This is a genomic window from Neobacillus sp. S1115, from assembly GCF_055385565.1.
Genome location: NZ_AP038275.1, coordinates 1,939,855 through 1,955,887, shown reverse-complemented (window position 1 = coordinate 1,955,887; position 16,033 = coordinate 1,939,855). Strand labels below are relative to the sequence as shown.

Genomic DNA, 16,033 nt, shown 5'->3' with positions numbered 1-16,033 from the left:
CTAGGCGCACATCCATTCTTTGAATTTATGCTATAAGCCAAAAAATCCAAAAGGTAATAGAATGGATTCTATTACCTTTTGGATTATAACACACTTTATTTCGTTTTTCTTAATAAAAATGAGCCTGCTAGTAAAAAAGTTGGGATGGAGGATAATCCGATAATCAACAGCCAATCCTTTGCAGCGATTGGAAGGGTGTGGAAGATCGGCTGCAGCGGCGGATAGTAGATTACTACCAACACCATTAGCAATGATGATATAACTGCCCATACAAGGTATTGGTTACCAAAAGGGTTTCTTGACAGAACAGATTTCTCACTGCGGCAATCGAAGACATGGATCAGCTGAGCCATAACAAGGGTGGCAAAAGCAACAGTCTGAGCATATTGCAGCTGTGATGGGTCATTATGATAGACAATCATGAAGGCAAAAAGCGTCACCAGTCCGATTAAAAAGCCGCGGGAGACTACCTTCCAGCCAAGTCCACGTGAAAATACTCCTTCATTAGGACTTCTCGGCCCACGTTTCATCACGTTTTCCTCCGGGCGATCAAGTCCAAGTGCCATCGCCGGCAGTCCATCTGTCACCAGGTTCACCCAAAGAATCTGGATTGGCACGAGCGGCAAAGGAAGTCCAAGAAGCATGGCAAACAACATCACCAAAATTTCACCGACGTTTGAAGCTAACAAGTAACGGACGAACTTGCGGATATTTTCATAAATATTTCTGCCCTCTTTGATGGCTGCTTTAATGGTTGCAAAATTATCGTCTAGTAAAACGAGTGCCGATGCCTCTTTAGCTACATCCGTTCCGGTGATACCCATGGCTACCCCAATGTCTGCGGCTTTGATGGCAGGAGCATCATTGACGCCATCCCCTGTCATCGCTACAATATGACCTCTGTTCTGAAGGGCTTTAACAATTTTCAGTTTATGTTCTGGTGATACCCTGGCAAAAACCGAAACATCTTCCACCACATTTTCTAAATCCTCAACCGACATTTCAGATAATTGCTTACCGTCAAGCACCTTGCTTTTACTCGTTAAGATCCCAAGCTGAGCTGCAATTGCTTTAGCAGTGATGGCATGGTCGCCGGTAATCATGACAGTTTTTATGCCTGCCTCTTTACACTCTTTAACGGCTAATTTCACTTCAGGTCTTGGCGGGTCAATCATCCCTTGGACACCAATAAAGGTCAATTTGCTTTCAGCTTCTTTTTCGCTGAAAATGTACGTATTCGCAGGAATTGGCTTAAAGGCAATCGCAATCGTCCTTAATGCCTGTGATGCCAGATTGTCAATTGCGGATTGAACCTTTTGGTTTGTTTCCTTATTTAAATATTGGGTTCTCCCATCCCAAAGAATCGATTCACTGATTCCCAAAATAACATCCGGGGCCCCTTTTGTGATGATAAAATGTCTGCCCTGTTTGTCTTTGACATGGATGCTCATCATTTTTCTTGAGGAATCGAAAGGAAATTCATTCATAATGGTAAATTCCTCAAGTAGCTTCGGACGACTAAAACCTGCCTTCATGGCACTTACCAAAAGCGCGCCTTCCGTTGGATCACCGTCAAGAATATAGTCCTCACCTTTAAGGTTTATCTCAGAATGGTTGCATAGCATCCCAAAAATCAGCATTTGCTGCAAGGCTTTTTCATCCTTAGGGTGAACCTTCTTTTCATTCCGGAAAAAATCACCCTTTGGCTGATAGCCGCCACCGTCAACTGTCCATGTTTGGCCGCCGCTCCAGAGATGGGTTACCGTCATTTTGTTTTGTGTCATGGTTCCTGTTTTATCGGAACAAATGACTGATGCACAGCCGAGAGTTTCAACTGCTGGCAGTTTGCGGACAATCGCCTTTTGCTTGATCATTTTTTGGACACCCAAGGATAAAGCTACCGTCACGATTGCCGGCAGACCCTCAGGTATTGCCGCTACTGCTAAGGAAACGCCTGCCAAAAACATTGTATAAATATCATGTCCCTGAATCACACCAACCACTACTACTAGAAAGGTCAGAAGAAGTGCCACTGTAATTAGAATTTTCCCTAACTGTTCGAGCCTCCGCTGCAGCGGTGTTTCTTGGGATTCAGCCGTTTGCAAAAGTCCGGCAATCTGACCCATCGCTGTTTTCATACCGGTAGCAATGGCTACACCCACACCGTTGCCTCTTGTTACCATCGTTCCCATAAAGGCTGTATTTTCCATATCGCCAATGCCCGGATTTTCATTCGTCAGCTTTTCCGTAATTTTCGAAACGGGCACCGATTCACCGGTCAGCGCTGATTCCTCGATTTCCAAACTTTTCGATTCAATCAGACGAACATCCGCACCAATCCGGTCGCCGCTTGTAAATTTTAAAATATCGCCCACGACGATTTCCTTTGACGGAATCTTAATCCATACTCCATCTCTTAGCACTGAGACCTGCGGAGCAGATAACTCCTTTAATGCCTGAAGTGACTTTTCCGCTCTCCGTTCTTGGAAGAAGCCAAGAAATCCATTGATAATGACTATGGCAATGATCGCGATTGCATCGATATATTCACCAAGCAGCCCCGATATTAACGTTGCTGCAAGGAGCACCAATACCATGAAATCTTTAAATTGGCTAAAAAATAAGAGTAAAGCCGATTGCTTCTCCCCTTCTTCTAGCTCATTTAAACCATATTGCTTTACCCTTTTTTTCACTTCCTCTGCTGATAATCCAGATGAAAAGTCGGTTTCTAGAGCCTTTTCAACTTGTTTTATCTCCATCTCATGGAACTTCATCCGACCATCTCACTTCCCCCTTAGCTCTAATTCTAATGACAAGCCTGTGAATCTCTGCATAAAAAAATAGTTGCAGCCAATGCATTTGCACTCTCAAGCAAGAACTCTATAGACAGCTTATTCAGGGTCGTCCAAAAAAATGCTATGATAAAAGACAGATTCTCAATTGAAAGGTTATACTTATATAGAAAACTATTGTTAATAGAAAAGGATGTTCACCATGTCATTTGATGGTTTATTTACAAACGCGATTAGTCATGAACTTTCCCGTGCCCTAAAAGGCGGGCGGATTAATAAAGTTCATCAGCCTTATAAAAATGAAATTATTTTAACGATTCGCGCTGGAGGGGTTAATCACAGACTGCTTTTATCTGCCCATCCGAGCTATGCCAGGGCACAGCTTACTACCGAAACCCACGAAAACCCTAGTGAGCCGCCAATGTTTTGTATGCTGCTAAGGAAGCATATTGAGGGTCATATTTTAGAGGATTTATATCAAGTTGAAACCGACCGAATGATTATTTTTGAAATCAAAGGCCGGAATGAAATTGGCGATATCAGTTATAAGCAGTTAATTATTGAAATTATGGGCAGGCACAGTAATATCATCTTAGTTGATAAAACCCGGAATATTATTTTGGATAGTATCAAACATGTGTCGTTTGCTGTTAACAGTCATAGGGCCATCCTGCCTGGGCAGCCGTATGTGTTCCCGCCGGAGCAAAACAAGCAAAATCCGTTTCTAGCTAATGAAGAGGATGTTTTAAGGGGAATCGATTTTAATACTGGACGGCTGGACCGCCAGCTCGTCGAGCATTTTGCCGGCATCTCGCCGCTGTTTGCGAAGGAGGTCATTTTTCAAAGTGGACTTGCCAATCGGACAACAGTTCCCGAGACATTTTTAAGCCTGATTAAACAAATTCAGTCAGGGACGATCTCACCTTCGATCATCACTACTCCCGAAAAGGAAGCCTTTTATCTGTTCCCGCTTGACCACCTAAAAGGTGAAGTGAAGAGTTTTTCCAGCCTTAGCGAATTGTTAGAGCGTTATTATTTTGGCAAGGCAGAAAGAGACAGGGTCAAACAGCAAGGGAATGATATTGAGAAGCTTATTACAAATGAAAAAGAAAAAAATGAAAAGAAAATAGATAAACTGGAAGCAACCCTAAAGGAAGCGGAAAAAGCCGATGAGTATCAGCGTTACGGGGAATTGTTAACAGCCAATCTTTATGCCGCCAAAAAGGGAATGAAAGAAATCGAGGTTCTTGATTATTATGATGAAAATGGAGGAACGGTCGTCATTCCACTTGACCCTCGGAAATCTCCTTCTGATAATGCGCAAAAATATTTTTCCAAGTATCAGAAAGCGAAAAACGCAGTTTCGATTGTCATCGAACAGATTGACAAGGCGCGCGTAGAAGCAGCTTATTTTGACAGCCTTCTGCAGCAGGTCCAGTCTGCTTCCCCAAGAGATTTGCAGGAGATTCGCGATGAGCTTGTTGAGGGCGGATATATTCGCGACCGTAAGAAACGGAACGGCAAAAAAGTGCAAAACGCCAAGCCGGTTCTTGATTTCTATCAGTCCTCAGATGGAACTGAAATTATTGTTGGAAAAAATAATAAACAAAATGACTATCTGACTAATAAGCTTGCGGCAAGGGATGAAATTTGGCTGCATACAAAGGACATTCCCGGTTCGCATGTCGTTATTCGCAGTAAGGAGCCCTCAGATGGGACCATTCACGAAGCCGCAATGCTGGCAGCCTATTTTAGCAAGGCGAAAAATTCCAGTTCAGTTCCGGTTGATTTTACAAAAGTGCGACACGTCAAAAAGCCTAGCGGTGCTAAACCCGGATTTGTCATTTATGACCATCAGCAGACGGTTTACGTGACGCCGGATGAGGAAATGGTACTGAAATTAAAGAAATAGAGCTATTAATGTGTAAAGCCCCGGGGCGGCCCGGGGCTTTTTTATGATTGATTAACGAAACAGCTTGTTGATAATGGTTATCGACACTTTTCCGTGATATATCGACACAAATTTAAAGTATATCGACAATTTTTCAGGTTATATCTACAAATCACAGTAATATATCGACAATACTTCAAATTCTACATATACTACTCGAACCGCTTGCTCCACTCGCCAGGATTCTTACTCCATGCAAGCAGACTTTCTTGATCATCCTGGCTGATATAACCTTTTTCAATGGCCGTCTCAACTAGTGAAGGAAAATCAGTCAAGGAGTAACTTGTAATTCCTTCTGCAGCAAATGCTTCTTTACCTTTTTCAAGACCGTATGTAAAAATGGATACGACCCCAAGTACTTCACAGCCTGCTTCTCTAAGAGCCTCTACAGCTGTGATGACACTTCCGCCGGTGGAGATTAAATCTTCAACCACAACCACTTTTTGTCCCTGCTCGACTTTTCCTTCAATCTGATTCCCTTTGCCATGGCCCTTTGCTTTAGAGCGGACATAGCACATCGGCAAATCCATCAGCTCGCTGACCCAGGCAGCGTGAGGAATACCGGCAGTTGCTGTTCCCGCCACCACTTCCGTACCAGGAAAATTCTCGGCGATTAGTTTTTGCAGCCCATTGGCAATAGCCCTGCGGACGGCCGGATAGGATAAGGTAAGCCGATTGTCACAATAAATGGGGGAACGAAGCCCTGAAGTCCAAGTAAATGGATTTTGCGGGCTTAATCCCACCGCGTTAATGTCTAGTAATTTTTCAGCAATAGTGTGTTTCATTGATGTACTCCCTTCCATGCTTCCATCCAGTGTTCATAGCTTTTAAGAGGATCAGCCGACCTTGTGATCGAACGCCCGACAACAATCGCACTGACCCCTGCTTGTCTCGCAAATTCTGGTGTTGCTACCCGTTTTTGATCCCCAACAGAATCCGAAGAAAGCCGGATTCCCGGACATACGGACAAAAAGTCAGCGCCAATCTTTTCACGGATGGACGCTGCTTCCCATGCTGAACAAACGACTCCGTCTAGTCCTGCTTCCTTTGTCAGGGAAGCATAGTGCAGTACCGATTCCTCAAGCGAAACCCCAATCAGCTGCTCTCTCCTCATTTGCTCCTCTGATGTACTTGTCAGCTGGGTAACGGCAATGCAAAACGGCCTTTTCTTTCCGGAAGCAGAACCAGCCTCCAATCCCTCTAACGCTGCTGCCATCATTTCTTTTCCGCCTGCAGCATGAACATTGACAAGGTCACAGTTCATGCGGGCAAGCCCCTTCATCGCACTGTAAACAGTATTTGGTATATCATGAAGCTTCAAATCTAAGAAAATGCGGTGACCTGATTCCTTTAAACGGTGAATGATCGAAGGCCCTTCTTGGTAAAAAAGCTCCATTCCCACTTTAACAAAAAGCTCTTTGCCGGCAAATGGTTGTAAAAATTGATCTACTTCAGCCGCATTAGCAAAATCAAGCGCGATGATAAGCGAGTTGTTCATCCTATTTCCAGCTCCTTCCCGTACATTCACTAATATGTTCAAATCCTAGTTGATTTAGAAGCACCGGCAGCTGTTCGATAATCTCGGGGCAGACAAACGGGTTCACAAAATTTGCTGTACCTACAGCGACGGCACTTGCTCCTGCATAGAAGAATTCAATGACATCCTCTGCAGATTCGATGCCGCCCATTCCGATAATCGGTATATTTACCGCTTGGCTTACTTCATAGACCATTCGAATCGCAACAGGTTTTACAGCAGGACCAGAAAGGCCGCCAGTTCGGTTCGCCAAAATTGGCTTTCCTGTTTTTAAATTCAGCCGCATCCCTACAAGCGTGTTAATCATTGTAATGCCATCAGCACCGCCTTCTTCCACTGCCTTAGCCATCTCGACAATATTTGTGACGTTTGGAGACAGCTTTACATAAACCGGAACTTCGGAAACTTCCTTTACTCTTCGTGTTAATTGCTTTGCCACTTCAGGGATGGTTCCAAAGGCAATTCCACCCGTTTTAACGTTAGGGCAGGATATATTTAATTCCAGTGCATGGACGTTTGGCGCTTTTGAGATTTCCTGTGCAACCTTTACATAATCTTCTTCAAGCGACCCAGCCACATTGGCAATAATCGGTACATCATATTGGGACAGCCATGGCAGCTCTTCGGAAACCACCTTTTCTAATCCAGGGTTTTGCAGCCCGATTGCATTTAGCATCCCTGCTGAAGTTTCGGCGACCCTTGGAGTCGGGTTTCCAAACCGGGGCTCTGCCGTTGTTGCTTTGATCATGATTGCACCAAGATTGCTTAAATCGTAAAATTGGCTGTACTCGCGGCCAAACCCGAAGCAGCCTGAGGCCGGCATGATTGGATTTTTCAAGCTAAGTCCTGGCAATTCAACATGTAATCGGCTCATATTATCACCTCTCCGGCACGGAATACAGGTCCGTCACTGCATACTTTTTTATAGGAAGCTCCCGTCGGGTCATCCACCTTTTTGCATACACAGGCAAAGCAAGCCCCAACGCCGCAGCCCATCCGTTCCTCTAACGATAAGAACATTTTTTTATGAGAGTACTGCTGTTCAAGTGCTCTTAACATCGGGGTCGGCCCACAAGAATATACACAATCAAACTGTAAATCCTTTATGACATCCGTTACAAACCCTTTAACACCAAAAGAACCATCCGCAGTAGCCACATATGTTTCGCCCAGTTCCGAAAATTCCTGTTCGTAGAAAACGGCTGATTCAGCTTGGAAGCCCAGGACATTGATGACTTTTACGCCTTTTGCTGTCAACTGTTTCGCAAGCTCATAGAGGGGAGGGACACCAATTCCTCCACCCACGAGCAAAGCAGTCTCACCAATATTGGCTTCATTAATAGGGAAGCCATTGCCAAGAGGTCCGAGGATATCGAGTTCCATCCCCGGCACCATAGAGGCCAATAGCGAAGTTCCTTTTCCATCTTTTCTATAGATCATCGTAAACTGCTCTTCCGTTACATCATACGAGGAAATACTGATTGGTCTTCGCAAAAGCGGATCCAATCCATTTCCTACTCGAATATGAACAAATTGTCCAGGCTCGGTGATGTCATGAACCATCTCAGCCTTTACGGTAAGCTCATAAATGTTTTCAGCAATTAACTTTTGGCTGATGATTTTACAAATTTCCTTCCGTATCATGCAAAAACAGCCTCCCTGCTTGGTACACTCATCGCTTCAGCGGAAAAGTTCATGGACTCCACCACTTTTAAGATCGCATCAGCAGTATCTAATGAGGTCAAGCATGGAACTCCATTTTCAACAGCATCACGGCGGATTCTAAAACCGTCACGCTCAGGCTGCTTCCCTTTTGTCAATGTATTAACGATTAACTGCGCTTCACCATTTTGGATAATATCCAATAACGTCCTGCCTTCTGCACCAATTTTGCCGACTACCTCAACCGGAAGACCGGCAGATTTTATTATAGCTGCTGTTCCGCTTGTGGCCACCAGACGATAGCCAATGCTGGCAAACCGTTTCGCAAGCTTAAGCGCTTCTTGTTTATCCTTATCAGCGACTGTAAACAAGACCGTCCCAAACGGCTGAATATTCATTCCTGATGCAACTAATCCCTTGTAAAGAGCCTTCTCAAGGGTGATATCCTTGCCCATAACTTCGCCAGTTGATTTCATTTCTGGTCCAAGCGTGATATCAACATCTTTTAATTTGGCAAAAGAGAATACCGGAACTTTCACATATACACCTGATTGTTCTGGCACCAGTCCGGACTGATAGCCCTGATCAACGATTGAGACCCCAAGAATAGCTTTTGTTGCAATCTTGGCCATCGGAACATGGGTGATTTTACTTAAGAACGGCACCGTCCGGCTCGAACGTGGATTCACTTCCAGCACGTAAACCTGACCGCCCGATAACACATATTGAATGTTTAGGAGACCAACAATGTTCAAGCCCCTTGCTAATCTTTCTGTATATTCAACAAGTGTCTTCTTAACATCCTCAGATAATGTTTGCGGCGGATATACAGCGATAGAGTCACCGGAGTGCACCCCTGCCCGCTCAATATGCTCCATAATACCTGGAATCAAGACATTTTGACCATCGCAAATGGCATCTACTTCAATTTCTTTACCGGTTAGATAACGGTCAATTAAGACTGGATGATCTGGATTGATTTTGACGGCATTCTCCATATAATGGAGCAGTTCTTCCTTGCGATACACAATTTCCATCGCCCTGCCGCCAAGCACATAGGAAGGACGGACCAGGACCGGATAGCCGATTTCCTCAGCAATTATGACTGCTTCCGCGACTGAAAGAGCGGTCTTTCCAAGCGGCTGCGGAATGTTCAACAATTCAAGCGCCTGCTCAAATTTATCCCTGTTCTCCGCACGGTCTAAGTCCTCTAAGCTTGTTCCTAAAATGTTAACACCATTTTCCTCAAGCTTCGCAGCAAGGTTAATCGCTGTCTGCCCGCCAAATTGAACGACTACTCCCATCGGTTGTTCCAAGTCAATGATGCTCATTACATCTTCAATTGTCAGCGGTTCAAAGTAAAGCTTGTCAGAGATACTGAAATCCGTCGAGACTGTTTCCGGATTGTTGTTAATGATAATTGCCTCATAACCTGCTTCCTTAATGGCTTTTACAGAATGGACAGTCGCATAATCAAACTCAATCCCTTGGCCAATCCGAATTGGGCCTGATCCGAGCACGATGACACTTTTTCTATCTGACACAAGAGATTCGTTTTCTTCTTCGTAAGTTCCATAGAAATATGGAGTTTCTGACTCAAACTCCGCAGCGCATGTATCTACCATTTTATAAACCGGGATGAGACCTAAGTCTTTCCGAAGCTTGTAAATCTCACCTTCTGTTTTATCCCAAAGCTCAGAAATTTTCTTATCGGTAAAGCCTTTTTGCTTTGCTTCTTTAAGAAGTTCGATATCAAGCTGATTGTCAGCCAATTTTGCCTCAAGCTTGATAATGCCCTCCATTTTCTTCAAGAAAAACAAGTCAATCTTGCTCCACTCATGAATCGTATCAATCGTAATTCCGCGTTTTAACGCTTCAGCAATGTAAAAGAGGCGCTCATCACCGGCTTTTCTGATTCGTTTTTCAATTAGGTCGTTATCAATTTCAGCGGCACCGTTAAGTTGGAAATGATAGACACCCGCTTCGAGGGAACGAATTGCTTTTAACAAAGATTCTTCAAATGTACGGCCAATTGCCATGACCTCACCAGTTGCCTTCATTTGTGTTCCAAGCGAACGGTTTCCGGACTCAAACTTGTCAAATGGCCATCTAGGGATTTTCGTTACAACATAATCAAGGGCCGGCTCGAAGCTGGCATATGTTTTTCCGGTAACAGGGTTCAGCATTTCATCAAGTGTCAATCCAACTGCGATTTTTGCTGCAAGTTTGGCAATCGGATATCCTGTTGCCTTCGATGCTAAGGCCGAAGAACGGCTTACCCTTGGATTTACTTCAATGACATAATAGTTAAAGCTGTATGGATCTAGGGCAAGCTGAACATTACAGCCTCCTTCAATACCCAGCGCACGGATAATTTTTAAAGACACATTTCTTAATAATTGGTATTCTCTATCACTTAATGTCTGACTTGGCGCAACAACAATGGAATCACCCGTATGAACACCAACCGGATCGATGTTTTCCATGTTGCAGACTACGATGGCATTATCGTTGGCATCGCGCATCACTTCATATTCAATTTCTTTGTAACCAGCGATGCTTTTTTCCAATAAACATTGGTGAACAGGGCTGTTCTTAAGACCGCTTGTTACGATTTCCTCAAGCTCGGCGTCATTATGGCAAATGCCGCCGCCAGTTCCACCCAGTGTAAAGGCCGGACGGACAATAACCGGAAATCCTACCCTTTCCACAAAAACTTTGGCTTCGTTAAGTCCATGGATAATTTCGCTGTCAGGTACCGGTTGATTCAGTTCATTCATAAGAGCACGGAACAATTCACGGTCTTCTGCTTGATTAATGGCAGTAAGCTTCGTTCCCAGAATCTCAACGCCACACTCTTCAAGAACGCCTGAATTTGCCAGTTCAACAGTCAAATTCAACCCAGTCTGACCGCCTAATGTTCCTAAAACGGCGTCTGGACGCTCCTTACGGATAATTCTCGAGACAAAATCCAGTGTCAAAGGCTCAATATAAACGGCATCGGCAATTTCTGCGTCTGTCATAATGGTAGCAGGATTGGAGTTGACGAGGATCACCCGGTATCCTTCCTCCTTAAGGGCCAGACAAGCTTGAGTACCTGCGTAATCAAATTCTGCCGCTTGACCGATGACGATTGGCCCTGAGCCAATCACTAGAATGGAGTTGATATCTGTACGTTTAGGCATTTGCTGCTACCTCCTGTTTTTCAGCTTCAATCATCGCAAGAAACTGTTCAAATAATCCGTTTGCATCTTCTGGACCAGGTGATGCCTCTGGGTGATATTGTACTGTAAAGGCTGGATACTCTAAATGCTTAAGGCCCTCAACAGTTCCATCATTTAAAGCAATGTGGGTCACTTCTAGTTTGGTGTTTTTAACTGATTTTTCATCTACTGTATAACCATGATTTTGAGAGGTAATTGACACCTTTCCTGTCGATAGTTCCTTTACCGGATGATTCGCCCCACGGTGACCGAACTTCATTTTAACAGTATCCGCTCCGCATGCCAGGGCAAACAATTGATGACCAAGACAAATTCCGAAAAGAGGCACTTTTCCCAAGATGTCCTTTATCATTTGGATTCCTTCTGGAACATCCTTTGGATCCCCAGGTCCGTTGGAGAGCATGACTCCATCAGGACGCAGCTTCAAAATCTCATCAGCTGTTGTATGGTATGGAACGACGACGACATCACAGCCGCGTTCATTTAATTCCCGTAAAATTCCATGCTTCATGCCAAAATCGACAAGTACAATTCTTTTGCCGCGTCCCGGGCTTGGATAAGGATTCTTTGTGGAAACCCTTCTTACTTGGTCAATTGGCAGGCGTGTCTTCCTTAACTCTCTTAACACCTCTGAAGCATCGTTTTCAATGCTGCAAATCGCACCCTTTAACGTTCCGTGCTGGCGGATAATTCTTGCCAGTTTTCGAGTGTCAATCCCGGCAATTCCAGGTATTTTTTTCATTTTAAAATATTCATCAACAGTAAACTCACTTCTCCAGTTAGACGGAAAGTCGCTGACTTCTTTAACAATAAAGCCTTTTACGGCAGGAGTAATCGATTCAAAATCATCGCGGTTAATTCCGTAGTTCCCGATTAACGGGTATGTGAGCATAACAATTTGTCCGCAATAGGATGGGTCGGATAGAATCTCCTGATAGCCTGTCATTCCTGTATTAAAAACAACTTCACCAATTGTATCTACATGGCTTCCAAAGCCATCACCGATAAAAACAGTTCCATCTTCTAATATTAGCTGAGCCTTCATGCTGTAACACGTCCTTTTTCCCAAACTATTTGGCCTGAAGCAATTGTCAATACCGGCCACCCTTTGCACTTCCATCCGGCAAATGGAGTGTTTTTCCCTTTTGATAAAAACTCATCAGGATTGATTTCTTTTTCTTCGTTTAAGTCTAATAACACGATATCCGCTGCCGCACCCTCTTCAATTCTTCCAAAAGGAAGTTCAAAGCAATCGGCAGGCTTTGTCGTCATATAAGCAATTAGCTGGTCAAGTGTGATGATGTTTTTCAAGACGAAATGGGTATAAAGAAGTGGAAAGGCAGTTTCCAGACCGACAATCCCAAATGGCGCCAGCTGCATTCCTTCAGCTTTTTCTTCGGCAGTATGCGGTGCATGGTCAGTAGCGATAAAATCAATCGTACCATCCAGCAGCCCTTCGATTAACGCCTTTTTATCGTCTTCACCCCGAAGCGGAGGGTTCATCTTAAAGTTAGCATCCAGTCCCGGAATATCATTTTCTGATAATAGAAGATGGTGCGGAGTTACTTCCGCGGTAACTTTAATGCCGGCCCGCTTAGCGTCTCGGACGGTCCTCACCGATTCCTTTGTGCTGATATGGCAGACGTGATAATGGCAGCCAGAAGCTTCAGCAAGCAGGACATCCCTGGAAATTTGAACAGATTCACAAATAGAAGGGATCCCGTTTAACCCGTGCTGCTTGGAGAAGGTACCTTCATGGACACAGCCTTTATGAATCAATGTATTTTCCTCACAATGGGCTACAATTGCCATATTTACTTCTTTTGCTTTTTGCATTGCCTGAAGCATCATATCTGCCGATTGGACACCAACACCGTCATCGGTAAAGGCAAATGCTCCAGCCTCTTTCAGTGCCGCAAAATCAGTTAATTCCTGACCAAGCTGTCTTGTTGTAATGGAGGCATAGGGCAAAACGCGTACGCTTGCTGTTTCCTTAATCCTGTCCATCACCCAATCCATCTGCTCCTTGGTGTCAGGTACCGGTCTCGTATTTGGCATGGCCGCTACTGTCGTAAAACCGCCGCGGGCTGCTGCCATCGTACCAGTTGCGATGGTTTCCTTTTTCTCACCGCCAGGTTCCCTTAGATGGACGTGAAGATCAACAAACCCTGGTGATACAAGCAATCCTTGTGCATCTACAGTTCTATCAGCCGATTCCGTTAAACTAGTTGCCAGTTTGCTAATAATCCCATTTTCGATTAAAATATCAGATTGTTTCATTTCTCCATTAGATGCTATATATTTTGCGTTCTGAATAAGCAGTTTCATATTGATTTCCTCCTCCTAAGCTTTCAAGTGACCGCTTCAGGGCGGCCATTCTTACATATACTCCGTTTTGCATTTGTTTAAAAATTCTTGACCGTTCACATTCAACAAGGCTGTCTGCGATTTCAACGTTTCGGTTTACCGGGGCCGGATGCATAATAATGCTGTGCGGCTGCATTTGCTTTTCCCTCTCTATGGTTAGGCCATATTTTTTATGGTACTCAGAGGCAGTAAAGCTTCCCTTTTTCTGATGGCGTTCATGCTGCACACGAAGAAGCATGACAACATCGGCTTCTCTGATAGCCTCATCAATTGGTTTAAAACGCGAAGTACTTAAACTATGATAGTCAAACCATTCTTCCGGCCCTGAAAAAATGACCTCCGCCCCCAGCCTGGTCAATGCATCCGCATTGGAACGCGCTACCCGGCTATGACTGATGTCCCCAATTATTGCAATTTTCAAGCCTGAAAAACTGCCAAACTCCTGTTTTATCGTTAACAAATCAAGAAGGGATTGTGTCGGGTGGTGTCCGCAGCCATCGCCTCCATTTAAAATCGGAATATTGATATTTTCAACCAATTCATCAAAATAGCGATCCTGGCTGTGGCGGATGACTACAGTATCAACACCGATTGATTCCAGCGTTTTTACAGTATCATATAATGTTTCACCTTTTTGTACGCTTGAGGTTTGGACTTCAAAGGGAATGACGCTTAATCCTAACCTTCTTTGAGCCATCTCAAAGCTGCTTTTCGTTCGGGTACTAGCTTCAAAAAAGAGGTTTGCTGTATACATTTGTCTTTCCGGTTTCCAAAACAGTCCTCGTGAAAACCTTTCAGCATCCTCAAGGATTTGATAAATCTCCTCAACTTTTAACTCGTTTGTTGTTAATAGGTGCTGCAACATCCTTTTTCCCCACCTTCTCTGATTGCTTAAAAAAACACCCTGACTAAGTGGTCAGGGTGCCAAGAGTTTAATCTAAGATATGGACAAAATTGCAGCCCGCCCATATCCAAGTTAAGCAACACACCCTTCCAAGTCTCTCTGTACTTAATTTAAAAGGCATTTTTTTATGCTGTTTTTTTGTTAGTTGTTTCTTCTGTTTCAAACATATTTCCACTGACTTTCGGCCTTCCAGGAAGGATCAGGTTTAATAACACTCCAGAAATTGCCGCCAGGGCCATACCTTGGATTTCGATATTAAATGGCAACTTGACAATCGCGCCACCGATCCCGAAGACAAGGATTACCGATGATATCACGAGATTGCGTTTGTCTCCAAAATCAATTTTACTGTCAACCAGCATTCTTAATCCTGAGGAAGCGATAATTCCGAACAGGAGAATGGAAACTCCCCCCATTACAGGTGTTGGTATGGTTTGGATTAAAGCTGTTATTTTTCCAATAAAGCCGAAGATGATGGCTAGAACCGCGGCACCCGCTAGTACATATACACTGTAGACTCTTGTAATGGCCAAGACTCCAATATTTTCACCATAGGTAGTTTTGGGAGGTCCGCCGACTAGCGCCGAAATGATTGTGGCTGTTCCATCACCAAGGATTGAACGGTGTAAGCCCGGCTCTTTTATGTAATCACGGCCGACAACCTTGCTAAGAACAAGTTGGTGTCCAATATGCTCAGATAGTGTAACAATGGCAACAGGTACCATTAACCAGAAAATATTCCACGTGAACTTGACATCATAGCTGACAAACGGAATTAAGAAGTCAGGAGCGGCAAACCACTTTGCCTCTAGTACTGGTTTGAAATCAACAATTCCTACAATCACGGCATATACATAGCCGACAATAATTCCGGCCAAGATAGGGATAATGCTGAGCATTTTTTTAGCGTATATTGAGAAAATAATGGTCGCTGCCAGCGTCACAAGCGCCACTGAGAAGTGAAGCATGCTATACTTTCCTGCTGGGTTGTTCATAGCCATTCCAACCGCAGTTCCGGAAATGGCGAGGCCAATTACAACAATGACCGGTCCAACAACAATTGGGGGGAGTAAGTTCATAATCCAGCGATGCCCCGCTCTGCTTATAATTAAAGCGACAATTCCATAAACAAGGCCAGCTAAAAATGTGCCGACCATCGCCGCTGCAGGTCCGCCAGAGGCTTTTGCAGCAATTACCGGTGCAATATAAGCGAAAGATGAACCAAGATAGGCAGGAACCTGAAATTTCGTAATCAATAGGAATGCCAACGTTCCGAGTCCGCTGGATATTAGTGCTATCGCTGGGTCTAAACCAACCAGGTATGGTACTAGGATTGTTGCCCCGAACATCGCAAATAAATGCTGCAAGCTTAAGGTCAGCCATTGGGCCGGTTTTGGTCTATCTTTAACATCTAGGATTGGTTTATTACTCATTTTCTGTTCTCTCCTAATTTCTATATTGTTTTCTTTATTTTCTTCAATTGTTCAAATAAAAAACCCTCTTTGCCATGTAGTTGACAAAGAGGGGTGAAAGGCGCACCGGAAAATGGTCCAGATGTGCGCTTTTCCCTTTGTCAGCCTCACGGGACTGAAATTA

At 44.1% G+C, this 16,033-nt stretch carries 10 protein-coding genes and 1 pseudogene; 1 reads left to right on the top strand and 10 read right to left on the bottom strand.

Annotated elements, in window-relative coordinates:
• Window positions 1–95: 95 nt before the first annotated feature.
• Window positions 96–2,774 (bottom strand): calcium-translocating P-type ATPase, SERCA-type, encoded by a 2,679-nt coding sequence (locus tag ACZ5B7_RS09620; RefSeq protein WP_423801659.1) that lies wholly within the window; start codon window positions 2,772–2,774, stop codon window positions 96–98.
• 220 nt (window positions 2,775–2,994) lie between these two features.
• Between ACZ5B7_RS09620 and ACZ5B7_RS09615 the strand changes: the two genes are divergently transcribed.
• Window positions 2,995–4,704, top strand: coding sequence for an Rqc2 family fibronectin-binding protein (locus tag ACZ5B7_RS09615; protein WP_464493558.1), 1,710 nt, complete (start codon window positions 2,995–2,997; stop codon window positions 4,702–4,704).
• A 191-nt stretch (window positions 4,705–4,895) separates the two neighbouring features.
• Here ACZ5B7_RS09615 and pyrE read toward each other — a convergent pair whose 3' ends face one another.
• The 9 genes and pseudogenes from pyrE to ACZ5B7_RS09570 all read right to left on the bottom strand — a co-directional run bounded on the left by pyrE (window position 4,896) and on the right by ACZ5B7_RS09570 (window position 15,870).
• Window positions 4,896–5,528, bottom strand: coding sequence for an orotate phosphoribosyltransferase (gene pyrE, locus ACZ5B7_RS09610; protein ID WP_423801657.1), 633 nt, complete (start codon window positions 5,526–5,528; stop codon window positions 4,896–4,898).
• A complete protein-coding gene (pyrF, locus tag ACZ5B7_RS09605; RefSeq protein ID WP_464493557.1) occupies window positions 5,525–6,241 on the bottom strand; it encodes an orotidine-5'-phosphate decarboxylase in 717 nt (238 codons plus the stop codon). Before pyrF ends, pyrE begins: the two co-directional genes overlap by 4 nt.
• Before the next feature lies 1 nt (window position 6,242).
• Window positions 6,243–7,154, bottom strand: a complete 912-nt coding sequence (locus ACZ5B7_RS09600) for a dihydroorotate dehydrogenase (protein WP_464493556.1) — start codon at window positions 7,152–7,154, stop codon at window positions 6,243–6,245.
• A complete protein-coding gene (locus ACZ5B7_RS09595) occupies window positions 7,151–7,924 on the bottom strand; it encodes a dihydroorotate dehydrogenase electron transfer subunit (protein ID WP_464493555.1) in 774 nt (257 codons plus the stop codon). The genes ACZ5B7_RS09600 and ACZ5B7_RS09595 overlap by 4 nt, the downstream gene beginning before the upstream one ends.
• On the bottom strand, window positions 7,921–11,127 hold the full coding sequence (gene carB, locus ACZ5B7_RS09590; protein ID WP_464493554.1) for a carbamoyl-phosphate synthase large subunit: 3,207 nt from the start codon (window positions 11,125–11,127) through the stop codon (window positions 7,921–7,923). Before carB ends, ACZ5B7_RS09595 begins: the two co-directional genes overlap by 4 nt.
• A pseudogene (locus ACZ5B7_RS09585) lies at window positions 11,094–12,211 on the bottom strand (carbamoyl phosphate synthase small subunit). Before ACZ5B7_RS09585 ends, carB begins: the two are co-directional and overlap by 34 nt.
• A complete protein-coding gene (locus ACZ5B7_RS09580; RefSeq protein WP_464493553.1) occupies window positions 12,208–13,494 on the bottom strand; it encodes a dihydroorotase in 1,287 nt (428 codons plus the stop codon). Before ACZ5B7_RS09580 ends, ACZ5B7_RS09585 begins: the two are co-directional and overlap by 4 nt.
• The gene (locus tag ACZ5B7_RS09575) at window positions 13,454–14,395 is read right to left on the bottom strand and encodes an aspartate carbamoyltransferase catalytic subunit (protein WP_464494463.1); all 942 of its coding nucleotides are present in this window, start codon (window positions 14,393–14,395) and stop codon (window positions 13,454–13,456) included. The genes ACZ5B7_RS09580 and ACZ5B7_RS09575 overlap by 41 nt, the downstream gene beginning before the upstream one ends.
• A gap of 167 nt (window positions 14,396–14,562) precedes the next feature.
• The gene (locus ACZ5B7_RS09570; protein ID WP_464493552.1) at window positions 14,563–15,870 is read right to left on the bottom strand and encodes a solute carrier family 23 protein; all 1,308 of its coding nucleotides are present in this window, start codon (window positions 15,868–15,870) and stop codon (window positions 14,563–14,565) included.
• Between the last annotated feature and the right edge of the window lie 163 nt (window positions 15,871–16,033).

Excerpts from the sequence above, each read along its gene's own strand:
- ACZ5B7_RS09620 (WP_423801659.1), bottom strand. The coding sequence starts at position 2,774 with ATGAAGTTCCATGAGATGGAGATAAAACAAGTTGAAAAGGCTCTAGAA.
- ACZ5B7_RS09615 (WP_464493558.1), top strand. The coding sequence starts at position 2,995 with ATGTCATTTGATGGTTTATTTACAAACGCGATTAGTCATGAACTTTCC.
- pyrE (WP_423801657.1), bottom strand. The coding sequence starts at position 5,528 with ATGAAACACACTATTGCTGAAAAATTACTAGACATTAACGCGGTGGGA.
- pyrF (WP_464493557.1), bottom strand. The coding sequence starts at position 6,241 with ATGAACAACTCGCTTATCATCGCGCTTGATTTTGCTAATGCGGCTGAA.
- ACZ5B7_RS09600 (WP_464493556.1), bottom strand. The coding sequence starts at position 7,154 with ATGAGCCGATTACATGTTGAATTGCCAGGACTTAGCTTGAAAAATCCA.
- ACZ5B7_RS09595 (WP_464493555.1), bottom strand. The coding sequence starts at position 7,924 with ATGATACGGAAGGAAATTTGTAAAATCATCAGCCAAAAGTTAATTGCT.
- carB (WP_464493554.1), bottom strand. The coding sequence starts at position 11,127 with ATGCCTAAACGTACAGATATCAACTCCATTCTAGTGATTGGCTCAGGG.
- ACZ5B7_RS09580 (WP_464493553.1), bottom strand. The coding sequence starts at position 13,494 with ATGAAACTGCTTATTCAGAACGCAAAATATATAGCATCTAATGGAGAA.
- ACZ5B7_RS09570 (WP_464493552.1), bottom strand. The coding sequence starts at position 15,870 with ATGAGTAATAAACCAATCCTAGATGTTAAAGATAGACCAAAACCGGCC.